Origin of the sequence: Streptomyces sp. NPDC051243 (assembly GCF_044455405.1) — a bacterium.
Taxonomy (GTDB): domain Bacteria; phylum Actinomycetota; class Actinomycetes; order Streptomycetales; family Streptomycetaceae; genus Streptomyces.
Genome location: NZ_JBITES010000006.1, coordinates 431,425 through 453,587 on the forward strand (window position 1 = coordinate 431,425; position 22,163 = coordinate 453,587).

The 22,163-nt window shown below is 72.7% G+C and carries 18 protein-coding genes; 5 read left to right on the forward strand and 13 right to left on the reverse strand.

Features of this window, described 5'->3' with window-relative positions:
• Window positions 1–31 precede the first annotated feature (31 nt).
• The 5 genes from ACIBAG_RS18220 to ACIBAG_RS18240 all read left to right on the forward strand — a co-directional run bounded on the left by ACIBAG_RS18220 (window position 32) and on the right by ACIBAG_RS18240 (window position 4,735).
• Complete coding sequence (locus ACIBAG_RS18220; protein ID WP_399106145.1) at window positions 32–883, forward strand: transporter substrate-binding domain-containing protein; 852 nt, start codon at window positions 32–34, stop codon at window positions 881–883.
• A 3-nt stretch (window positions 884–886) separates the two neighbouring features.
• Window positions 887–1,729, forward strand: coding sequence for an amino acid ABC transporter permease (locus tag ACIBAG_RS18225; RefSeq protein WP_399106147.1), 843 nt, complete (start codon window positions 887–889; stop codon window positions 1,727–1,729).
• Window positions 1,726–2,535, forward strand: coding sequence for an amino acid ABC transporter ATP-binding protein (locus tag ACIBAG_RS18230; protein ID WP_399106149.1), 810 nt, complete (start codon window positions 1,726–1,728; stop codon window positions 2,533–2,535). Before ACIBAG_RS18225 ends, ACIBAG_RS18230 begins: the two co-directional genes overlap by 4 nt.
• Window positions 2,536–2,556: 21 nt before the next feature.
• Window positions 2,557–3,648, forward strand: a complete 1,092-nt coding sequence (locus ACIBAG_RS18235; RefSeq protein WP_399106151.1) for an amidohydrolase family protein — start codon at window positions 2,557–2,559, stop codon at window positions 3,646–3,648.
• Between the two features lie 166 nt (window positions 3,649–3,814).
• On the forward strand, window positions 3,815–4,735 hold the full coding sequence (locus ACIBAG_RS18240) for an SCO1860 family LAETG-anchored protein (protein WP_399106153.1): 921 nt from the start codon (window positions 3,815–3,817) through the stop codon (window positions 4,733–4,735).
• 20 nt (window positions 4,736–4,755) lie between these two features.
• Here the strand turns inward: ACIBAG_RS18240 and cobC are convergent, their stop codons facing one another.
• From cobC to ACIBAG_RS18305, 13 genes are all read right to left on the reverse strand, one after another.
• Window positions 4,756–5,820, reverse strand: coding sequence for an Rv2231c family pyridoxal phosphate-dependent protein CobC (gene cobC / locus ACIBAG_RS18245; RefSeq protein WP_399106155.1), 1,065 nt, complete (start codon window positions 5,818–5,820; stop codon window positions 4,756–4,758).
• Window positions 5,810–6,739, reverse strand: a complete 930-nt coding sequence (locus ACIBAG_RS18250; protein ID WP_399106157.1) for a sirohydrochlorin chelatase — start codon at window positions 6,737–6,739, stop codon at window positions 5,810–5,812. Before ACIBAG_RS18250 ends, cobC begins: the two co-directional genes overlap by 11 nt.
• Window positions 6,736–7,353 carry a precorrin-8X methylmutase gene (locus ACIBAG_RS18255; RefSeq protein WP_399106159.1) on the reverse strand — a complete coding sequence of 206 codons (618 nt, stop codon included), beginning with the start codon at window positions 7,351–7,353 and terminating at the stop codon, window positions 6,736–6,738. The genes ACIBAG_RS18250 and ACIBAG_RS18255 overlap by 4 nt, the downstream gene beginning before the upstream one ends.
• Window positions 7,350–9,056 carry a precorrin-3B C(17)-methyltransferase gene (cobJ, locus tag ACIBAG_RS18260; protein WP_399106161.1) on the reverse strand — a complete coding sequence of 569 codons (1,707 nt, stop codon included), beginning with the start codon at window positions 9,054–9,056 and terminating at the stop codon, window positions 7,350–7,352. The genes ACIBAG_RS18255 and cobJ overlap by 4 nt, the downstream gene beginning before the upstream one ends.
• Entirely contained in the window at window positions 9,053–10,297 is a 1,245-nt protein-coding gene (gene cbiE / locus ACIBAG_RS18265) for a precorrin-6y C5,15-methyltransferase (decarboxylating) subunit CbiE (protein WP_399106163.1), read from the reverse strand. The genes cobJ and cbiE overlap by 4 nt, the downstream gene beginning before the upstream one ends.
• Window positions 10,294–11,112 (reverse strand): precorrin-4 C(11)-methyltransferase, encoded by an 819-nt coding sequence (gene cobM / locus ACIBAG_RS18270; RefSeq protein WP_399106165.1) that lies wholly within the window; start codon window positions 11,110–11,112, stop codon window positions 10,294–10,296. Before cobM ends, cbiE begins: the two co-directional genes overlap by 4 nt.
• Window positions 11,113–11,186: 74 nt before the next feature.
• Window positions 11,187–11,933, reverse strand: a complete 747-nt coding sequence (gene cobI, locus ACIBAG_RS18275) for a precorrin-2 C(20)-methyltransferase (protein WP_399106167.1) — start codon at window positions 11,931–11,933, stop codon at window positions 11,187–11,189.
• Window positions 11,918–13,321, reverse strand: coding sequence for a cobyrinate a,c-diamide synthase (locus tag ACIBAG_RS18280; protein ID WP_399106169.1), 1,404 nt, complete (start codon window positions 13,319–13,321; stop codon window positions 11,918–11,920). The genes cobI and ACIBAG_RS18280 overlap by 16 nt, the downstream gene beginning before the upstream one ends.
• Window positions 13,322–13,328: 7 nt before the next feature.
• Entirely contained in the window at window positions 13,329–13,928 is a 600-nt protein-coding gene (gene cobO / locus ACIBAG_RS18285) for a cob(I)yrinic acid a,c-diamide adenosyltransferase (RefSeq protein ID WP_399106171.1), read from the reverse strand.
• Window positions 13,928–15,946, reverse strand: a complete 2,019-nt coding sequence (locus ACIBAG_RS18290; protein WP_399106173.1) for a putative cobaltochelatase — start codon at window positions 15,944–15,946, stop codon at window positions 13,928–13,930. Before ACIBAG_RS18290 ends, cobO begins: the two co-directional genes overlap by 1 nt.
• On the reverse strand, window positions 15,943–19,614 hold the full coding sequence (gene cobN / locus ACIBAG_RS18295; protein ID WP_399106175.1) for a cobaltochelatase subunit CobN: 3,672 nt from the start codon (window positions 19,612–19,614) through the stop codon (window positions 15,943–15,945). The genes ACIBAG_RS18290 and cobN overlap by 4 nt, the downstream gene beginning before the upstream one ends.
• On the reverse strand, window positions 19,611–21,158 hold the full coding sequence (locus ACIBAG_RS18300) for a cobyric acid synthase (RefSeq protein WP_399106177.1): 1,548 nt from the start codon (window positions 21,156–21,158) through the stop codon (window positions 19,611–19,613). The genes cobN and ACIBAG_RS18300 overlap by 4 nt, the downstream gene beginning before the upstream one ends.
• Window positions 21,155–22,096, reverse strand: coding sequence for a cobalamin biosynthesis protein (locus ACIBAG_RS18305; protein WP_399106179.1), 942 nt, complete (start codon window positions 22,094–22,096; stop codon window positions 21,155–21,157). Before ACIBAG_RS18305 ends, ACIBAG_RS18300 begins: the two co-directional genes overlap by 4 nt.
• Window positions 22,097–22,163 lie beyond the last annotated feature (67 nt).

The following is a 22,163-nucleotide window of genomic DNA, read 5'->3' on the forward strand; positions in this document are numbered from 1 at the left end:
GAAGCCACAGTTCCCTCATAGGAGGCTCCCCGTGAAGACGACCCTCGGGCGCCGGACCCGCATTCTGGCCGCAACCACCGCGACGGCCGGGCTGGTCCTCGTGGCCGGCTGCTCCTCCGACGACAACGGCGGCAGCGGTACGAAGACGGCGGCCGGCGGCGTCGAAGTCGTCAAGGCGGGCCAGCTGACCACCTGCACCCACCTGCCGTACCCGCCCTTCCAGTCGGAGATCGACGGCAAGGTGCAGGGCTTCGACGTCTCCCTCATCGACCTGGTCGCGGACGACCTGGGCGTCAAGCAGGCGATCGTCGACCAGCCCTTCGAGAACTTCAAGACCGGCGGCTCCCTCAACGCCGGCCAGTGCGACCTCGCCGCCGCCGGCATGACCATCACCGAGGAGCGCAAGAAGAACGTCGACTTCTCGGACCCGTACTTCGAGGCGACCCAGGCCGTCCTCGTCGACAAGAAGAGCGGCATCTCCTCCTTCGCCGACCTCAAGGGCAAGAAGGTCGGCGCCCAGGCGCAGACGACCGGCGAGGACTACGCCAAGAGCAAGGGCCTGGACCCGGTCTCCTTCGAGTCCTCCGACGCCGTCCTCAACGGCCTGCGCACCGGCCAGGTCCAGGCGGTCGTCATCGACTACCCGGTCGTCCAGGGCTGGCTGAAGGACAAGGCCAACGCGGACGCCTTCGCGGTCGCCGAGCAGATCAACACCGGTGAGCAGTACGGTTTCACGGTGAAGAAGGGCAACGACAAGCTCCGCGAGGCCATCAACAAGGCGATCGCGGACGCCAAGGCCGACGGCACCTACAAGAAGCTCTACGAGCAGTGGATCGGCCCGTACGACGAGTCCGCCGCCTCCGCCTCGCCCGCCGCCTCCTGACCCATGGCCGACACAGACGTACAACTCCAGCCGAAGCAGCCCAGGAAGAAGGGCCTGACCCGGCGTCAGAAGCGCAGCCTGTCGCGCGGCATCCAGTACGTCGTCTTCGTCGCGGCCGTGATCGCCTTCGCGGTCGCGGCCGACTGGGACCGGCTGGCGAACCAGTTCGCGCAGGAGGACATCGCCGAGCAGATGTTCCCGGACGTCATCACGCTCGCGCTGAAGAACACCGTGCTGTACACCCTGTCCGGCTTCGCCGTCGGACTGGTCCTCGGCATGGTGATCGCGCTGATGCGCCTGTCGTCCGTGGGCCCGTACCGCTGGCTCGCCGGCGTCTACATCGAGATCTTCCGCGGCCTGCCCGCCCTGCTGATCTTCATCTTCATCGGTGTCGCCGTGCCGCTGGCCTTCCCGGGCACCGAGATCCCGGGCGGCACCTACGGAAAGGTCGCGCTCGCGCTCGGCCTGGTGGCGGCCGCGTACATGGCGGAGACGATCCGCGCGGGCATCCAGGCGGTGCCCAAGGGACAGATGGAGGCGGCGCGTTCGCTCGGCTTCTCGCCCGCCCGCGCCATGATCTCGATCATCATCCCGCAGGCCTTCCGGATCATCCTCCCGCCGCTCACCAACGAACTGGTCCTGCTCTTCAAGGACTCCTCGCTGGTGCTGTTCCTCGGTGTCACGCTGGAGGAGCGCGAACTGTCCAAGTTCGGCCGTGACCTGGCCAGCCAGACCGCCAACTCCACGCCGATCCTGGTCGCCGGCCTGTGCTATCTCCTGGTGACCATCCCGCTCGGCTTCGTCGTACGCCGCATGGAGGCGAAGGCCCAGGAGGCCGTGAAATGAGCGACAGGCCCATCGAGGCCGGCCCGGAGATCGAAGTCCGCGGCCTGCACAAGTCCTTCGGCGACTACGAGGTGCTGCGCGGCATCGACCTGGAGATCGACCAGGGCGAGGTCGTGTGCGTCATCGGCCCGTCCGGATCCGGCAAGTCGACGCTCCTGCGCTGCGTGAACCTCCTCGAGGAACCCACCAAGGGCCAGGTCTTCGTCGGCGGCACCGAGCTCACCGACCCGGACGTCGACATCGACGCCGTACGCCGCCGTATCGGCATGGTCTTCCAGCAGTTCAACCTGTTCCCGCACCTCACGGTGACCGAGAACCTCACGCTGCCGCAGCGCCGGGTGCTGCGGCGCGACAAGGCCACGGCCGCCAGGGTCGCCGCCGAGAACCTGGAGCGGGTGGGCCTCGCGGAGAAGGCCACGGCGTATCCGGCGTCCCTCTCCGGCGGCCAGCAGCAGCGCGTCGCCATCGCCCGTGCCCTCGCCATGGGCCCGCAGGTGATGCTGTTCGACGAGCCGACCTCCGCGCTCGACCCCGAGCTGGTGGGCGACGTCCTGGCCGTGATGCGCATGCTCGCGAACGAGGGCATGACGATGATGGTCGTCACCCACGAGATGACGTTCGCGCGCGAGGTCGCCGACCGGGTCGTCTTCATGGACGGCGGAGTGATCGTCGAGGACGGCACCCCCGAGCAGGTCATCGGCAACCCGCGGCACGAACGCACCCGCCACTTCCTCTCCCGCCTCCTCGACCCGGCGATGGCGGATGTGGAGGAGGAGACCTCGGACCAGGTGGGCAAGGGCGACTAGCCGGTCACTAGGGTGCGGTACATGAGCGAACGCGCGGTGCTGCACGTGAAGGGCCGGATCCTCGTCGGGCCGGACGACGTCCGGGACGAGCTGTGGGTCGTCGACGGGCGGATCTCGTACGACCGTCCCGTCGGCGCCCGCGACGTCCGGACCGTCGACGGCTGGGCCCTGCCGGGCCTCGTGGACGCGCACTGCCATGTAGGGCTCGGCGCGCACGGTCCCGTCGACGACGACGTCGCCGAGAAGCAGGCCCTCGCCGACCGCGAGGCGGGCACCCTGCTGATCCGCGACGCCGGCTCGCCCTCCGACACCCGCTGGGTCGACGACCGCGACGACCTCCCGAAGATCATCAGGGCGGGCCGGCACATCGCCCGCACCCGCCGCTACATCCGCGGCTACGCCCACGAGATCGAGCCCGAGGACCTGGTCGCCTACGTCGCCCGGGAGGCCCGGCGCGGCGACGGCTGGGTCAAGCTGGTCGGCGACTGGATCGACCGCGACCTCGGGGACCTCGCGCCGACCTGGCCGCGCGAGGCGGTCGAGGCGGGCATCGCGCAGGCCCACCGCCTCGGCGCCCGGGTCACCGCGCACTGCTTCTCGGAGGACTCGCTCCAGGACCTGGTCGAGGCCGGTATCGACTGCATCGAGCACGCCACTGGCCTGACCGACGACCTGATCCCGCTGTTCGCCGAGCGCGGGGTGGCGATCGTCCCCACCCTCGTGAACATCGCGACCTTCCCCAAGCTGGCCGACGGCGGCGAGTCCAAGTTCCCCCGCTGGTCGGCCCACATGCGCCGGCTCCACGAACGCCGCTACGACACCGTCCGCTCCGCCTACGACGCCGGGATCCCGGTCTTCGTGGGCACCGACGCGGGCGGCACCCTGCCGCACGGCCTGGTGGCGGCGGAGGTGGCGGAACTGGTCGCCGCCGGTATCCCGGTGGTCGAGGCCCTCGCGGCGACGACCTGGGCGGCGCGGGCCTGGCTGGGCCGGCCGGGACTGGAGGAAGGGGCCGCGGCGGACCTCGTGGTGTACGAGTCCGACCCCCGGGCCGACGTGCGGGTGCTGGCGGCACCGCGACGCGTCGTCCTGAACGGGAAGATCGTCGGCTGAGCCGGCCGATGAGCGGGGGACTGTGGAGAACGTGCGAGTCACCTGGTTCGAAAACCTGCACGGGAAACACACGTAGGGGTGAACTCCTGTCAGGGTGCTGACCGTGCATTCCGCATGCGCGATTCTTGCCGGGTCCCGAGCAAGCCTCCGCCGAGGAGTCCCCACCTTGAACGGCAAGAACTTCCGCATGCCCGCACGCCGTCTCGCCACCGTCGCGACGGCCACCGCCCTGGCGGCCGGTCCAGCGGCCCTGGCCGCGGCGGGCCCCGCGCACGCCACCGGCGACGACGGCCACGCGAGCGCCGTCGTGCTGCGCACCGGGCTCGACGTCTCCCTGCTCAACAAGACCGTGAACGTCCCGCTCACGGTCTCCCTGAACGAGGTGGAGGCCCCGCGAAGCGCCGAGAAGACCACGCTGACGGCCCAGTTGAACGGTGTCGACGGCGGGCAGCCCTTCAGCGTCCTGGACGCCGAGGTCGCCCAGTCGAAGGCGACGGTCGAGGACGGCAGGGCCGAGGGGTACACCCACCTCGCCCACGCCAGGGTCCACGTCCCGGGCCTGCCCCTGCTGTCGCTCATCGAGGTCGGCCAGGTCACCTCGAAGGCCACCTGCGAGGCCGGGAAGAAGCCGACCGCCTCGTCCAACCTGCTGGGCGACGTCACCGTCCTGGGCAAGAAGGTCACGCTCACCGCCGACGGGACCACGAACGTCGAGGTGCCGGGCGTCGGCGAGGTCCGGCTCGACTACTCCAGGACGGAGCACACCACGCGCACGGCCGCCGCCACCGCCCTCGAACTCAAGGTCACCGTCAACCCGTTGAAGCTGAACGTCGCCGAGGTCGAGGGCACCCTGACCCTGGCGAAGGCCACCTGCGAGACGCCGGCCGCGTCCGCCGCGGGAGCCCAGCCGAGCACCGAGCCGAGCACCGGTCCGGCGGGCGATGTGAAGCCCCAGGGCCAGTCCGCCGAGGACGGACTCGCCGAGACCGGCGGCAGCTCCATGACGCCGTACATCGCGGGCGGCGCGGTCGCCCTGCTCGTCGCGGGCGGCGGAGCGGTGGCGCTGGCACGCCGTCGGCAGGGCTGACCCCCGAGCCGGTTCCCGGCTCAGTGGCGCGCCGCCCCCACCGCCCGCTCCAGCGCCCCCAGGAACCGGCTGACCGTCCCCGGGTCCCGCACCGCCAGCCGCAGCCACTCCTCGCCGAGCCCGGGGAAGGTGTCCCCGCGCCGGACCGCGAAGCCGAGCTCGCGCAAATGCCGTCGTACGGCGGCCGCCCCCGGCAGTCGTACGAGGACGAAGGGCCCCTCGGCGGGCTCGACGACCCGGAGTCCGGCCGGGGCGAACTCGGCGAGGCCCGCTACGAGATGGGACCGGTCGGCGGCGATGCGGTGGGCGGCGTGGGCCGCCTCCGCGAGGGCCTGGGGTGAGACGCAGGCCTCGGCGGCGGCTAGCGCGGGTGTGGAGACCGGCCACAGGGGCTGGGCGCGCTCCAGGTCGGCGATGATCTCGGGGGAGGCGAGGACGTAGCCGATCCGCAGGCCGGCCAGCCCCCAGGTCTTGGTCAGGCTGCGCAGCACCACCAGGCCGGGGACGTCCGTACGCCCCGCCAGCGCCTCCCGCTCACCCGGCACCGCGTCCATGAACGCCTCGTCGACCACCAACGTCCGCCCCGGACGGGCGAGTTCGGCGACGGACGCGGCCGGGTGCAGCACCGAGGTCGGGTTCGTCGGGTTGCCGATCACCACCAGGTCGGCCTCCTCGGGGACGGCCGCCGGGTCGAGCCGGAAGCCGTCCTCGGCCCGCAGCAGCACCCGGTCGACCGTGTGCCCCGCGTCCCGCAGGGCCGCCTCCGGCTCCGTGAACTGCGGGTGCACCACGACCGGCCGGCGCACCTTCAGGGCGCGGGCGAGCAGGACGAACGCCTCCGCCGCCCCCGCCGTCAGCAGCACCCGCTCCACCGGGAGCCCGTGCCGTGCCGCCACCGCCGCCCGGGCGGCCCGCCCGTCCGGGTAGGCCGCGAGGGAGCCCAGCGACCCGGCGATCCGCTCGCGCAGCCACACGGGCGGGGTGTCCGCGCGGACGTTCACGGCGAGATCGATGAGCGTGGCGCCGTCGTCACGGACCTCCGCGTCACCATGGTGCCGCAGGTCGTGCCCGCCCTCAGTGCGCATGGGAGTGGGAGCCGTGGTGGTGGTGTCCGTGGTGGTGATGCCCGTCGTCGTCCGGGTGGAAGTGCGGCTGCTGCGGCATGCCGACCTTGTCCTCGAAGCCGGGCAGCGCGATGCGGTACACGCAGGAGTCGCAGTTCATCCGAAGGTCGCCCTTCAGGGCCTCCTCGTAGCGCTCCATCACCAGGTCGAGGAGCTCCGGCTCCGGGCCGATGACATCGGCCGAGCGCACCTCGATCTCCGGGTGCGCGGCCGCCCAGCCCTCGGTCTGCTGGCGGACGCGGTCCGGGAGGATGCCGGTGAACAGGAAGTAGGGCAGGACGACGATCCGCCGCGCCCCGAGCCGCACACACCGGTCGAGGCCGCTCGGCACGTCCGGCGCCGCCAGCGACACGAACGCCGTCTCCACGCCCGCGTATCCGCGCCCCTCCCACAGCAGCCGCGCCGCCTTGTGCACCTCGGCGTTGGCGTCCGGATCGGTCGAGCCGCGCCCGACCAGCAGCACCGTCACATCCGCACGGTCCCCGGGCGTGCGGCTGCCCCCGGTGCCGAGCGCCTCGTCGAGACGCCGCTCCAGCACCGACAGCAGCGACGGGTGCGGGCCCAGCGGGCGGCCGTAGGTGTACGAGATCCCGGGGTGCCGCTCCTTCTCGCGGGCCAGCGCGGCCGGGATGTCGCCCTTGGCGTGCCCGGCGGACACCAGCATCAGCGGCACGGCGGCGAACCGCCGTACGCCCCGCTCGACCAGCTCGGTGACGGCCTCGCCCAGCGGCGGCGGGGACAGCTCGATGAAGCCGCCCGCGACGGGCAGTTCGGGGTGGCGGCGCCCCAGTTCCCGTACGAAGTCGCGGAACGCCTCGGCTCCGGCATCGTCCCGGGTGCCATGACCGGCGATGAGCAGGGCGGGCGGCGGGGTGGTCACGATTTCTCCTCGTAGTGCGAATCGGAGTCTTGCGGATCTGCGGGTGGAACGGGGTGGTACAGCAGGGCGTTGAGCGCGGCCGAGGCGACCGCGGACCCGCCCTTCTCGGACACGTTGCTCACGGCGGGCAGCCCGCTCTCGCGCAACGCGGCCTTGGACTCGACCGCGCCGACGAAGCCTACGGGCAGGCCGATGACGAGCGCCGGGTCGGCGTCCAGGGTCAGCAGCTCCTCCAGCGCGGTCGGCGCGTTGCCGATCACCCAGAGGGCGCCCGGGCCGACCTGCTCGTAGGCGAGCCGGATCGCGTGCGCGGACCGGGTCAGCCCCGGACCGGCCTCGGCGTCCCGGAGCCGGCAGACGGTCTCCCGGCGGGTGATCCCGGCCGCCACCATCTCCACGTCCACGACCACGGGCGCGCCCGCGTGCAGCGCCGCGTGCGCCTTCGCCAACTCGGCCTCGTCCATGACGAGATCGGTCGCGTAGTCCAGGTCGGCGGCGGAGTGGATGACCCGCTCCACCACGGCCCGGGTCAGCGGCGGGAAGTGCGAGGTGTCCAGGCGGGCGCGCAGCCGCCGGTAGGACTCCTCCTCGATCGGATGGACCACGCGGTTCACCGGGCACCCTCCTGCTGCGAGCCTTCCTGCCAGCGGTAGCCGCGCGGCGTCACCATGCGCCCGGCGATGTCCCGGGTCGCGGTGTTGCCCACGGTCACGACCGTCATCATGTCGACCGTCGCCGGGTCCAGGGCGGCCAGTGTCGTGAGCCGACTGGACTCGTCCGGCCGTGACGCGTTGCGTACGACACCGACCGGTGTCGTCGGCGCGCGGTGCTCGGCGAGGATGGCGAGGGCCTTGGGGAGCTGCCAGTCCCGGCCCCGGGAACGGGGGTTGTAGAAGGTGACCACGATGTCCGCCTCGGCCGCCGCCCGCACCCGCCGCTCGATGACCTCCCACGGTGTGTGCAGGTCGGAGAGGCTGATGGACACGTGGTCGTGGCCGAGCGGCGCACCGAGGATCGCGGCCGCCGCGAGGGCCGCCGTCACGCCGGGCACGCCGATCACGTCGATGTCGTCGGAGGCCTCCGCGAGCGCGGGGGAGGCCATGGCGTACACGCCCGCGTCCCCGCTGCCGATCAGCGCCACGGCCTGCCCCTTGCGGGCCTCCGCCACGGCCGTGCGCGCCCGCTCCTCCTCCGCGCCGAGTCCCGACTCCAGGACCCGGGTGCCGGGCCGCAGCAGATCGCGGATCTGGTCGACGTACTGGTCGAGGCCGACGAGCACGGACGCGCGCCGGAGTTCGGCCTTGGCACGCGGTGTCAGCAGGTCCCGGGCGCCCGGCCCGAGCCCGACCACCGCGAGCCGCCCGCGCCCCGGACGCCGTACGACGGCACAGGTCGCCATCGCCGGCCGCCCGTCGGCGCGCCCCGATTTCCGCTTGGGCACGAGGAGTTCACCGCCGCCGACCAGGGCCGCGGCCTCGGCGACGGAGGGAGTGCCGACGGCCGTGAGGGGCGCGTCGGAGGGGTTGGGCACCTCGACGGCCGCCAGGTCCTCGGCGGAGTGGGTGACCAGGGGGACGCCGAGGCGGGCGGCGGCCTCGACGATGCCGGGCTCGGCGGCCTTGGCGTCTACGGTGGCGAGTTCGGCGAGGGACGCGGCGCAGAGGCCGGCGTCGGCGAGCGAGGTCTCGATCAGTTCCAGCACCTCGTCGACCGGGGCGCCCTTGGAGGCCCCCACACCGACGACCAGGGACGGCGGACGCAGGACGACCTCGCGCTCGGCGGGCTCGACGAGCCGGTCCGTCAGCCGGATCGCATACGCCCCCTCCGTGCCGAGCCGCAGCGCGGGCAGGGGCCAGTCGAGCTCGGCCCGCAGAGCCACCGGCTCACCGTCGAGCAGGGCCCGCGAGACCCCGGCGACATCGCCCTCCACCGGGAAACCGAGGGTGTCCAGACCGGGCACCCCCACGGCGTCCGTCGCCGTGGTGACCACGGGCTCGGCGCCCAGCAACTCGCCGACCTCCCGGGCGAGTTCATTGGCCCCGCCGCCGTGCCCGCCGACCAGCGACACGGCGAACCGTCCGCCCTCGTCGACGCACACCACACCCGGGTCGGTCGCCTTGTCGCCCAGCAGCGGGGCGATCAGCCGGACGACCGCCCCCGTCGCCAGGAAGCACACGAGCTGCTCGCACTCCGCGAACGCCCGCCGTACGGCGTCCCCCACGGGCCCGTCGTACACGCGCGTGCGGTCCGGCCACGCCGCGACCATCCGGTCCCGCGCCACCGCCCCCGCCGCGGTGGCGGAAATGAGGCCGATCACTGACTAACTCCCTCTGGGTCCCGGGGCTTTCTGACACCCCACAACAGGAAAACCGGATTGGTCGCCGCCAGCCGGGTCACGTCCCCCGGCAGCGGTGCGAGCCGGGACGACTGCAACAGCACCCCGTCGCAGGAGAACCCGGCGCCGGTCAGGGCCTCGCGCGCGGCGGGCACCCGATCGAGCGCGGCCATGGCGACGACCACCGTGCGCCGGGCGCGCCGCGCGCAGGCGCTGACGATCGCGGGCAGTTCGCGCCCGCCCCCGCCCACGAACACGGCGTCGGGGTCGTCGGCGAGACCCGTCAGCGCGTCCGGCGCCGCACCGTGCACGACATGCACGTCCACGCCGTGCGCGGCGGCGTTGGCGCGGATCCGCTCCACCCCGTCCGGAGCCTTCTCCACGGCGACCGCCGCCGCCCCGAGCCGGGCGCACTCCACGGCCACCGAGCCGGAGCCCGCGCCGACGTCCCACACCAGGTCGCCGAGGCGTGGCCCCAGCCGGGCCAGGGCCAGCGCCCGTACCTCGAACTTGGTGATCATCGAGTCGCGGTGCGCGAAGCCGGCCTCGTCCAGGGCCCATCCGGCGGGCCCCGGCGCCGGACCGGCCACCGTGCGCACCGCGCCCAGGGCCCGCTCGGGGTCCAGACACAGCACGACGCTCACCGCCGTACCCCAGTCACGGGCCGCCGCCTCGGCGGGCGTCACCCGCTCCACGCGTTCGCGCTGCGGATCGCCCAGCGCGGAGGCGACGACCAGGGCACGCCGGCTGTCCCGCAGCGCCGCGCCCAGCTCGGCGGGACCGGCGCCCGGCCCGGTCAGCACGGCCACCTTCGGGTGCGCCCGGCAGACGTTGACGGCCGTCCGCGGATCCCGTCCGTGCGCGCTGACGACGACCGCGTCGTCCCAGGTCAGCCCGAGCCGTGCGAAGGCGGTGGCGACGGACGACACCCCGGGCCGCACATCCAGCCGCTCCGGACCGAACCGCTCGGCCAGCGCCCGCACGATCCCGAAGAACCCGGGGTCGCCGGAGGCCAGCACCACCACCGGCCGGTCCTTCGCGAGGTACTCCTCGATGGTGTCCAGGGCGGGCGCGAGGGCCCCGAGCACGACCGTCTCCACCCCGTCGGGCAGCCGTACGGCGTCCAGATGCCGCCGCCCGCCGACGACCAGCGCGGGCTCGGCACCGGCGAGCAGGTCCTCGCCGGGCGGCGCCCCCGTCCCCGTACCGACGACGGTGATCACGTACTGGCCCCCCGCTCACGCAGCGCCTTGCGCGCCTCGGGGTCGGCCTTCCGGTACCCGTGGAAGTGGCCGGGGTGGTACAGGTGCGAGCGCGTGCCGTGCGCGTCGAGGGCCGGGCCGACCAGGAACAGGGTGTGCTTCCAGAGCTTGTGCTCCTTGACGGTCTCCTCCAGCGTGCCGACGGTGCACTTCACGACGAGCTCCTCGGGCCAGGTCGCCTGGTAGGCGACGACGACCGGAGTGGACGTCGGATACCCGCCCTCCAGCAACTCCCGCACGAGCTGCCCGCTGCGGGCCGCCGACAGGAAGATCGCCATGGTGGTGCCGTGCTTGGCGAACTCCCTGACCTCCTCCCCGGGCGGCATCGGTGTCTTGCCGCCCCCGAGCCGGGTGAGCACGACCGACTGGGCGACCTCGGGGATGGTCAGCTCCCGCTGGGCGAGCGCGGCGACGGCGGAGAAGGCGGAGACACCGGGCACGACCTCGGTGGCGATGCCGAGGGCGGCACACCGGTCGAGCTGCTCCTGGGTACCGCCCCACAGGGCGGGGTCGCCGGAGTGAATGCGGGCGACGCGCAGGCCCTCCGTCCGGGCCCGCTCGTACACGGCGACGACGTCTTCGAGGGACATGGCCGCCGAGTCGAGGATCTCGGCGTCCTGACGCGCGTGCTGGAGGACCTCCGCCTGGACCAGGCTGGCCGCCCAGATCACGACGTCGGCCTCGGCGATGGCACGCGCGGCACGGAACGTCAGCAGATCGGCGGCGCCGGGGCCGGCACCGACGAAGGTCACCTTGCCGGTGGGGGCATCGGCCATGGGAACGGTCCTCTCCTGACAAGTACGACTAGGGGTTGAGCCGGGGTGTTCGGTGTGCGGGTTTCGTAGGGGCGTCAGAGCTTGCCGCCCCGCCCGCCGTCGCGCCGCGCGGGTGCGATGAGGGTCGACAGGTAGGGGAGGGGAGCGCCGTCGAGCTCGGCGGCCGGCCGGATCGACTCCTCCGTCAGCCCCAGCGCCGATCCCCACACCGCGTCCTCGATCCGCCCGGTCTCCCGCAGGGCCTCGGCGACCTCGGCCGCATGCCGCCCGAACTTGTAGGCGACGACGGTGCCGGGCCCGGCGAGCGCGTCCTTGAGCACGGCGGATCCGGCCGTGACGGGAACCAGCGTGAGCGGCTCGGTCCCCTCGGTGAGCACGGCTCCCGAGCGGGCGGCGAGATCCTGCATGGCGGTGATGCCGGGGACGGTCTCGACGACGGTGTCGGGCGCCAACTCGCCGATGGTCTGGGCGAGATACGTGAACGTGGAGTACACGTTGGGGTCGCCGATGGTCGCGAACGCCACCGTGTCATGCCCGCGCAGCAGCTCGGCCACCCGCTCGCCCGCCGCGTCCCAGGCGGCCTCGCGCCGCGCGCGATCGGTCCGCTCGTTGAGGGCGAACACGACCCGTACGACCTTCTCCTCGGGCACGTAGTGCAGCACGGTCGCTTCCGCGCGCCCGCGTTCACCTGTGTCCATGACCGGTACGACGACGACATCGGCGGCGCGCAGAGCGTTGACGCCCTTGACGGTCACCAGCTCCGGATCACCGGGACCGACCCCGACTCCGACCAACCTGCTGCTGCTCATGACGTCCGGCACCTCTCCACGAACCGACGGGCGACACCGGGCTGTGCGGCCCAGTGCGTGTGCAGATAACTCGCGTGCACGCCCTGCTGTACGAAACCTTCGACCCGCCTCAGAGGGGCGCGCACACCCCAGGCGGGCGCCGCCCCCGAGCCGGGCTCGACGACGGTCCGGTGAAACTCGTGCCCCCGCATCCGCGTCCCCGCGGCGGCGAGCGAGCTGTCGCTGACGGCGACGGCGTCCCGGTACCCGAGGGTGAGCCGCTCGCTCATCCGCGCGGCGGCATCCAGCACCCCGCACATCGGCTGCCCGTCCAGCTCCCGGCAGAGATAGAGCAGCCCGGCACACTCGGCGGCGACCGGAGCGCCGCTCTCCGCGAGGGCGGCGACGGCTTTGCGCAGCGGCTCGTTGGCGGACAGCTCGGACGCATAGACCTCGGGAAACCCGCCACCGATGACCAACCCCCGTGTGCCGTCGGGGAGTTGCTCGTCACGGAGGGGATCGAAGGGCACGACTTCAGCACCGGCGGCGGTGAGCAGCTCGGCGTGCTCGGCGTACGAGAAGGTGAACGCGGGCCCGCCCGCAATGGCAACCCTCACTCTTGAGTCCCGGCCGGCATCACTCAGCGGGGAGGGCAGGGGCGACGGGGGCGAGGAATCGACGACCTCAGCCGCATCCCAAGCCGCACAGGACAACGCACCAGCACCCCGCGCCAACCTCAGCAACGCCTCCAGATCGCACCCGTCCAAGACCTGCGCCGCCATCGCCGCCACGGCCTCCACAGCGGCAGCGTGTCGCTCTGCGACCGGCACCAACCCCAGGTGCCGCGACGGCGTACCCACCTGAGCCACCCGCCGCAACACCCCCAGCACAGGCACCCCGGCCGAGTCCAGCGCCTCCCGCAGCAACTCCTCATGCCGGTCCGAAGCGACCTTGTTCAGGATCACGCCCCCGACCCGCACCTCCGGATCCCACGACGCGAAGCCGTGCACCAGCGCCGCGACGGACCGCGACTGCGACGAGGCGTCGACGACCAGCACCACCGGCGCCCGAAGCAGCTTCGCCACATGAGCCGTGGACGCCAGCTCACCTTCCCCCGCGGCCCCGTCGTACAGCCCCATCACCCCCTCGACGACGGCGATGTCACAGTCCCGCGCCCCATGCAGGAACAACGGCCCGACCAACTCCGGCCCGCACAGATACGCGTCGAGATTCCGCCCCACCCGCCCTGTGGCGAGCGCGTGGTACCCGGGGTCGATGTAGTCCGGCCCCACCTTGTGCGGGGACACGGCAAGCCCGCGCGCGGCGAACGCGGCCATCAACCCCGTGGCAACGGTGGTCTTGCCACTGCCCGAGGAAGGCGCGGCAACGACCAGCCGAGGGACGGAGGGGGAGGAACTCACGACGACATCACCACTCGATGCCTCTCTGGCCCTTCTGGCCCACGTCCATGGGGTGCTTGACCTTGGACATGTCGGTGACGAGATCGGCGAGGTCGACGAGCTTCTCGGGCGCGTTGCGCCCGGTGATCACGACATGCTGGGTCCCCGGACGGTTCCGCAGCACGTCGACGACCTCATCGGTGTCCACCCATCCCCAGTGCATGGGGTACGCGAACTCATCCAGCACATACAGCTTGTACGTCTCGGCGGCCAGGTCCCGCTTGACCTGCTCCCAGCCCTCCCGTGCCTTCTCCTCGTTGTCCATCTGATCGTCGCGCTGAACCCACGACCAGCCCTCACCCATCTTGTGCCAGTCGACGGACCCGCCCGCACCACTGGCACCGAGCACCCGCAGCGCGTTCTCCTCGCCGACCTTCCACTTGGCCGACTTGACGAACTGGAACACCCCGATGGGCCACCCCTGGTTCCAGGCCCGCAGCGCGAGCCCGAAGGCGGCGGTCGACTTGCCCTTCCCGATGCCCGTGTGCACGACCACCAGCGGCCGGTTACGCCGCTGACGAGTCGTCAGACCATCGTCCGGCACCACACTCGGCTGCCCCTGAGGCATTACGCGATCCTCCTCTTCGACCCACCCTGAACATCCCGCACCAGCCCCGCGATCGAGTCCGCCCGCAACTCGTCCAGCGTCACCGCCGTACCGCCGAGCTCACCGGCCAGTTGACCGGCGAGCCCGAGCCGCACGGGCCCCGACTCGCAGTCCACGACCACGGACGCGACACCCTCGGCGGCGAACAGCCGAGCCGCCCGCCCCGCGAGCGCCACCGGCTCCGGCCCACCCGTGGCCCGCCCGTCCGTCACCACGACGACCAGCGCCCGCCGAGCCGGATCCCTGAGCCGCTCGACCCGCAGCACCTCATGCGCCTTCAACAGCCCCGCCGCGAGCGGAGTACGTCCCCCGGTGGGCAGCGACTCCAGCCGAGCCGCCGCCGCGTCCACCGACGACGTGGGCGGCAACGCCACATCGGCGGCCGACCCCCGGAACGTCACCAGCCCCACCTTGTCCCGCCGCTGGTACGCGTCCAGCAGCAGCGACAGCACGGCCCCCTTCACCGCGCTCATCCGCTGCCGGGCCGCCATCGACCCGGAGGCGTCCACGACGAACAGCACGAGGTTCCCCTCACGCCCTTCCCGCACGGCCTGCCGCAGATCGTCCCGGCGCACCACCAGGCCACGCCCCGACCGCCCACGCGCCCGCTGATGCGGCGCCGCCGCCTGCACGGTCGCCGCCAGGTGCAGCTTGGTCAGCGCTCCCTGCGGCCGCCGGGCCCCGGTCGTGCGCCCGTGCTCGGTCCGCGCCCGCGAACGCCGCCCGGCGGCACCCTCGCCGATGCCCGGCACGCTCAGCACCTTCGTACGGAACGGCTCGGCGGCCCGTACGGCGGACTGCTCGCCCGCGCCGGCACCCGAGGGCTGCGGCTCGCCACCGTCACCGGCCTCCGGCCGGGCCCCGGAACCCCCCTCGCCCTGTGGACCCTCGCCCTGCGGCCCCTCGGACGGCGGCTGCCCGCCACCGCCGCCGGGCCCGTCCGGGTCGGGATCCTCGTCGCCCTCGCCGCCGAACTCCTCCAGCGTCCGGTCGAGCTTGTCCTCGTCCAGCCCGGGCGCGTCGAAGGGGTTGCGGCGCCTGCGGTGCGGCAGTGCGAGCAGTGCCGCCTGCCGGACGTCCTCGGCGAGCACATCGGTCCGCCCGGCCCAGGCGGCCAGCGCGGTAGCCGTCCGGGCCATCACGATGTCGGCCCGCATGCCGTCCACCTCGAAGGCGGCACAGGTCGCCGCGATCTGCCGCAGCGCCCCGTCACCGAGCCGCACCGACGGCAGCAGCTCCCGCGCCGCCACGATCCGTGCCCGTACGGCGGCCTCCTCGTCCGCCCACCGTGCGGCGAACCCGCCCGGGTCGTCGTCGTACGCGAGCCGTCGCCGTACGACCTCCACCCGCTGCTCGGGCTCCCGCGAGGCCGCGACCTCGACGGTCAGCCCGAACCGGTCGAGCAACTGCGGCCGCAGCTCGCCCTCCTCGGGATTCATGGTGCCGACGAGCAGGAACCGGGCGGCGTGCCGGACCGAGACTCCCTCGCGTTCGACGTACGACGCGCCCATCGCCGCAGCGTCCAGCAGCAGGTCGACCAGATGGTCGTGGAGGAGGTTGACCTCGTCGACGTACAGGATCCCGCGGTGGGCGTCGGCGAGCAGGCCGGGCTCGAAGGCCTTCACGCCCTCCGCCAGCGCCCGCTCGATGTCCAGCGCGCCGACCAGCCGGTCCTCGGAGGCGCCGACGGGGAGTTCGACCATGCGGGCGGGGCGGCGCGTGCCCGCGCCGGCCTCCTCGTGCGGCCCGTCCGGGCACGCCGGGTCGGGGGCTCCCGGGTCGCAGGAGAAACGGCACCCGGCGACCACCGGCACCTGCGGCATCAGCGCCGAAAGGGCGCGTACCGCCGTCGACTTCGCGGTGCCCTTCTCGCCGCGCACCAGCACACCGCCGACCGCCGGCGACACGGCGTTCAGCAGCAGCGCGAGCCGCAGATCGTCCTGGCCGACAACGGCCGTAAAGGGGAAGGGAGTCGTCACTTCTCGTCGCCCTCCAAGTCGCCTTCGAGCTCCAGGTAGGTGGCGCGCAGCCGCTCCAGCGTGTCGGCGTCCGGCTCGGCCCACAGTCCGCGGTCGGCGGCCTCCAGGAGCCGCTCGGTGATGCCGCGCAGCGCCCACGGGTTGGACTTCTTCATGAAGTCCCGGTTCTCGGCGTCGAAGACGTACTCCGCGCTGAGCTTCTCGTACATCCAGTCGTCGACCACACCCGCCGTGGCGTCGTAGCCGAACAGGTAGTCGACGGTCGCCGCCATCTCGAAGGCGCCCTTGTAGCCGTGCCGGCGCATGGCGGCCATCCAGCGCGGGTTGACCACACGGGCGCGGAAGACACGGTGCGTCTCCTCGCCGAGCGTGCGGGTCTTCACCTGGTCGGGGGTGGCGCTGTCACCCACGTACGCCTCGGGATTGGCGCCGGTCAGGTGACGCACCATGGCGACCATGCCGCCGTGGTACTGGAAGTAGTCGTCGGCGTCGACGAGGTCGTGCTCGCGCGTGTCGACGTTCTTCGCGGCGACCGCGATCCGCTTGAACGCGGTCTCCATGTCCCCGCGCGCCGCCCGCCCGTCGAGCCCGCGCCCGTAGGCGTAGCCGCCCCAGACGGCGTACACCTCGGCCAGGTCGGCGTCCGAGCGCCAGTTGCGGGCGTCGATCAGCGGCAGCAGACCGGCGCCGTACGCGCCCGGCTTGGAGCCGAAGATACGGGCCGTCGCGCGCCGCCGGTCGCCGTGCTCGGCGGTGTCCTCGTCGGCATGGGCCTTCACGAAGTTCCGCTCGGCGGGCTCGTCCAGCTCGGCGACCTTGCGCACGGCGTCGTCGATCAGGCCGACGACGTGCGGGAACGCGTCCCGGAAGAAGCCGGAGATACGGACGGTGACGTCGATACGGGGTCGGCCGAGCTCCTCCAGGGAGATCACCTCGAAGCCGGTCACCCGCCTCGACGCCTCGTCCCACACCGGGCGGCAGCCCAGCAGCGCGAGGATCTCGGCGATGTCGTCGCCCTGGGTGCGCATCGCCGACGTACCCCACACCGTGAGGCCGACGGACTTCGGGTACTCACCGGTGTCCTGGAGGTACCGCTGCACCAGCGAGTCGGCGAGCGACTGCCCGACCTCCCAGCTCAGCCTGGACGGGATGGCCTTGGGGTCGACGGAGTAGAAGTTCCGGCCGGTGGGGAGGACGTTGACCAGCCCACGCGTCGGGGAGCCCGACGGACCCGCCGGGACGTAACCGCCGTCGAGTGCCTTGAGGATGTGGCCGATCTCGTCGGTGGTGCGGGCGAGACGGGGCACGACCTCCGCGCAGGCGAACTCCAGCACGGCCACCGCGTCCGGGAGTTCGGTGCCGAGGACGTCACGGACCAGGGATCGGCTCTCCGCGACCGCCCAGTCACGCTCCTCCATCCCCTCCGCGATCCGCCGGCACAGCTGCTCCAGCAGGTCGATGGCGTCGGCGGCCGTACGGGACGGGCCCTCGACGAGATCGGACAGCTCCACCGGCACCTTCACCGGCGCGCCCGGCTCGGCCAGCAGCTGCTTCTCGTCGAGCCCGAAATGAGCGGCCAGCGAGGCCCGCAGCCCCGGCAGGGCATTGGCCTGCCCGCCCCACACCTGCGAGGCACGCAGCACGGCGAGCACGAGATTCACGCGCGGCTCACCGACCGGACCGCCACCGAGAATGTGCAGACCGTCGCGGATCTGCACGTCCTTGATCTCGCACAGATAGCCGTCGATGTGCATGACGAACTCGTCGAAGTCGTCGTCGCCCGGCTGCTCGTCGACATGCAGGTCGTGGTGCAGTTCGGCCGCCTTGACCAGCGTCCAGATCTGCGCGCGCACCGCCGGTGCCTTCGCCGGGTCCAGATCGGAGACGAGCGCGTACTCGTCGAGCAGCTGCTCCAGCTTGGCCAGGTCGCCGTAGGTGTCGGCGCGGGCCATCGGCGGCACGAGGTGGTCGACGACGGTGGCGTGGCCGCGCCGTTTGGCCTGGGTGCCCTCGCCGGGGTCGTTGACGATGAACGGGTAGATCAGCGGCAGGTCGCCGAGAACGGCGTCCGGCGCGCAGCCGCCGCTCAGCCCGAGTCCCTTGCCGGGCAGCCACTCCATCGTGCCGTGCTTGCCCATGTGCACGATGGCGTCGGCGCCGAAGCCCCCCTCCGATGTCGCGGCCTCCAGCCACCTGTACGCCGCCATGTAGTGGTGCGACGGCGGCATGTCCGGGTCGTGGTAGATCGCGATCGGGTTCTCGCCGAAACCGCGCGGCGGCTGGATCATCACGACGACGTTCCCGAACTGAAGGGACGCCAGGACGATGTCCTCCCCGTCGACGTACAGCGACCCTGGAGGCTCGCCCCACGCCTCCAGCATGGCGTCCCTGAGCTCCGGGTCCAGTTTGTCGAACCAGGCCTGGTAGTCGGCGAGCGGCACGCGCGCGGGTGCGGCGGCCAGCTGCTCCTCGGTCAGCCACTCGACGTCGTGCCCGCCGGCTTCGATGAGCCGGTGGATCAACTCGTCGCCGCCCGCCGGATATTCGGTGAGCGAGTACCCGGCGTCCCGGAGCGCGTCCAGGACGCGTACCGCCGACGCGGGCGTGTCGAGGCCGACCGCGTTGCCGACCCGCGAGTGCTTGGTCGGGTAGGCGGTGAAGACGAGCGCGAGCTTCTTGTCGCTGTTCGCCTTGTGCTTCAGCCGCGCATGCCGTACGGCGATCCCGGCGACGCGCGCGGCCCGCTCGGGGTCGGCCACGTACACGGGCACGTCGTCGGTGCCCTGCTCCTTGAAGGAGAACGGGACGGTGATGAGACGGCCGTCGAACTCGGGGATCGCGACCTGCATCGCCGCGTCCATGGGGGACAGGGCGGCATCGGACTCGTCCCACGCCTTCTTGGACGACGTCAGGCACAGGCCCTGCAGCACAGGCACATCGAGCTCGGCCAGCCTGCCGATGTCCCAGGCCTCCTCGTCGCCGCCCGCCGATGCCTGCGAGGCGTGCGTGCCGCCGGCCGCGAGGACCGTGGCGACGAGGGCGTCGGCCTGACCGAGGATCTCGTACAGCTCGGGGTCCGCGCCCCGCAGCGAACCGCAGTACACGGGCAGGGCGTTGGCGCCGTGCGCCTCGACGGCGTCGCACAGGGTGTCCACGAAGGCGGTGTTGCCGCTCAGCTCATGGGCCCGGTAGAAGAGCACGCCGACGGTCGGGCGGCCGTCGACGAAGGCACGCTCGCCATGGACGCCGTACTCCGGCATCTTCTGCGGCTCGACGAACCCCTCGCCGGTCAGCAGCACGGTGTCGGAGAGGAACCGGGCGAGCTCGGTGAGGTTGGCGGGCCCGCCCTCGACGAGGTACTTCAGCGCCTCGGCCACCACACCGGCCGGGACGGACGACTCGGCCATCAGCTCCGCGTCCGGCACGGCCTCACCGCCCAGCAGCACGGTCGGGACACCGGAGGCCTTCAGCCTGGCGAGCCCGTCCTCCCAGGCCCGCTTGCCGCCCAGCAGCCGTACGACGGCGATGTCCGCGCCGTCGAGGAGCGCGGGCAGATCAGCCTCGACGTCCACGCGGGTCGGGTTGCCGATCCGGTAGTCGGCACCGGAGGCGGCCCTGGCCGCCAGCAGATCCGTGTCGGCGGTCGACAACAACAACACAGTGCTCATGCGGGCGCTCCCGGTGGAATGAAAGGCAGTCCTTGCGGCGCGCCCGACTCGATGAGCCGCCAGAGCGCGTCCGTGTCCGCGTGCTGTTCGATCAGATCGCCGAGCCGGTCGAGCTGCTCCTCGCGCAGCGCGGCGAACGAGGTATCGGGGGCCGGCACGAAACGGCGGCCCGCGGCGGCCGCCACCTCGCGCAGGAAGGCCCGCCGGAAACCGTCCGACTCCAGCGAGCCGTGCCAGTGGGTGCCCCAGGTCTGCCCGACCCGGCAGCCGTCCAAGAAGGGTTGGCCACCTGATATTTCGGCGACCCCGTGATGGATCTCGTATCCCTCGACGGGCTCCCCGAGAGCCCGGCCCACCGGTCGCGTGAGGGTCTTCTCGCGGGCGAACCGCACCCGCACGGGCAGGACCCCGAGCCCGTCGACATGCCCGCGCCGGCTCTCCACCTCGTCCTCGATGTGCTCGCCGAGGATCTGGAAACCACCGCAGATCCCGAGGACGGGCCGTCCTTCGGCGACCCTGCGCCGAATCGCCTCCGCGAGTCCCCGCTCCCGCAGCCACTCCAGGGCGCGGACGGTTCCCCGGGTACCGGGGATCACGACCAGGTCCGCGTCGGCCAGCTCCTCCGGCCGGTCCACGAACCGCACCACGACACCGGGTTCGGCGGCGAGGGCGTCCACGTCGGTGAAGTTGGACATCAGCGGAATCGCGCACACGGCGACGCGCAGCACGTCCTCCCCGACGGGCGGGGCGACGTTCGACTCCCGCACCGTCCCCCGCAGGGAGACCCTCCCCCACTCTCGGCTTCGCCCGAGCGGGGGGACCCCCATCCCGTCCTCCTCGTCGATGCCGAGGCCGTGCCGGAAGGGCAGGACGCCGTAGGTGCGGCGTCCGGTGAGCCCGCGGAGCATGTCGAGGCCGGGTTCCAGGAGGGACACGTCCCCGCGGAACTTGTTCACGAGGAACCCGGCGACAAGCCTCTGGTCCTCCGGCGAAAGCAGCGCGACGGTCCCGAAGAAGGAGGCGAACACGCCGCCGCGGTCGATGTCCCCGACCACGAGCACGGGCAGCCCGGCATTGCGTGCTATGCCCATGTTCACGATGTCGGTCCGCCTGAGGTTGATCTCAGCCGGGCTCCCCGCCCCCTCACAGATCACCGCGTCGTAGGTGTCCCGGAGTTCGGCGAGACAGTCGAGCACGGTCCCGAGCAACTTCTGCTGCCGCCCCCCGTGATAGCCGCGCGCACTGAGCTCCCCGACCGGCTTCCCGAGCAGCACGACCTGACTGCTCTGCTCACCACCCGGCTTGAGCAGCACGGGATTCATCAGCGCGGTCGGCTCCACCCGGCAGGCCTGCGCCTGCATGGCCTGAGCCCGTCCGATCTCCGCGCCCTCGCGGGTCACGAACGAGTTGAGGGACATGTTCTGCGCCTTGAAGGGCGCGACTTTCACCCCCTGCCGCACCAGCCACCGGCAGATCCCGGCGGTGACGACGCTCTTGCCGGCGTCGGAGGTGGTGCCGGCGACGAGAAGCCCTCCGCCCGTCATGACGTACGCCCCTTCACGATCCGGCGCGCGGCGACACAGGCGCCGAGCGCGAGCCACCCGACGCGCCTGGACAGCCGTACTGCCCGCTCGATGTCGTGGACGGCGACGGTCCGCCCCGCCCCGTTGAGCACGGGCCGGTGCTCGACCCGCCCGCCGTACGACAGGGTCCCGCCGAGCCGAACCCCGAGCGCCCCCGCGAACGAGGCCTCCACGGGCCCGGCGTTGGGGCTCGGATGCCGGTCGGCGTCGGCACGCCAGGCGCGCACGGCACCCCGCGGATCACCTCCGGCGACGACGGCGAGCACGGCGGTCAGCCGCGCCCCCGGCCAGCCGGCCACGTCGTCGAGGCGAGCCGAAGCCCACCCGTACCGCCTATACCGGGGCGACTTGTGCCCCACCATGGCGTCCAGCGTGTTCACGGCCCGGAACCCGACCAGCCCCGGCACACCGGCGACGGCCCCCCACACGAGGGCGCCCACCACCGCGTCGGAGGTGTTCTCGGCGACGGACTCGACCACGGCCCGCGCGATCCCGTCGGCATCCAGCGCCTGCGGATCCCGCCCGCACAGATGCGGCAGCCGCTCACGGGCCGCCGCCACGTCCCCCGCCTCCAGGGCCCGCCCGATACTCCGGGCCTCCCGCGCGAGCGAGGTCCCGCCGACAACGGCCCAGGTGGCGGCGGCGGTCAGCGCGACGGAGGCGGCACGGGACGGACGTACGACCCGCTGCGCCACGGCACCGAGCGCCACGGCGCCCCCCGCACACACGGCGGTGTGCAGCGCGCCCCACCCCCGGTGCTCCCGCCACAACACCTTCTCCACGGCCCCGGCGGCCCGCCCGAACGCGGCGACCGGATGCCCGCGACGCGGATCGCCGAGCAGCAGATCACCGAGAAGTCCGGCGGCGGCGCCGTACGCGAAGACGCGATCGGCACGCATCGGGGTCAGCCGACCGTCGGTTCAGACGAGGGTCTGACACTGCATGTCGATCGGCAGGCGAGCATCG

Bases quoted from the DNA above. Each gene is read 5' to 3' on its own strand.
- cobN (WP_399106175.1), bottom strand. From the start codon at position 19,614: ATGAGCACTGTGTTGTTGTTGTCGACCGCCGACACGGATCTGCTGGCG.
- ACIBAG_RS18300 (WP_399106177.1), bottom strand. From the start codon at position 21,158: ATGACGGGCGGAGGGCTTCTCGTCGCCGGCACCACCTCCGACGCCGGC.
- cobM (WP_399106165.1), bottom strand. From the start codon at position 11,112: ATGGCCGATGCCCCCACCGGCAAGGTGACCTTCGTCGGTGCCGGCCCC.
- ACIBAG_RS18305 (WP_399106179.1), bottom strand. From the start codon at position 22,096: ATGCGTGCCGATCGCGTCTTCGCGTACGGCGCCGCCGCCGGACTTCTC.
- ACIBAG_RS18230 (WP_399106149.1), top strand. From the start codon at position 1,726: ATGAGCGACAGGCCCATCGAGGCCGGCCCGGAGATCGAAGTCCGCGGC.
- ACIBAG_RS18235 (WP_399106151.1), top strand. From the start codon at position 2,557: ATGAGCGAACGCGCGGTGCTGCACGTGAAGGGCCGGATCCTCGTCGGG.
- ACIBAG_RS18225 (WP_399106147.1), top strand. From the start codon at position 887: ATGGCCGACACAGACGTACAACTCCAGCCGAAGCAGCCCAGGAAGAAG.
- cobC (WP_399106155.1), bottom strand. From the start codon at position 5,820: ATGCGCACTGAGGGCGGGCACGACCTGCGGCACCATGGTGACGCGGAG.
- cobO (WP_399106171.1), bottom strand. From the start codon at position 13,928: ATGCCTCAGGGGCAGCCGAGTGTGGTGCCGGACGATGGTCTGACGACT.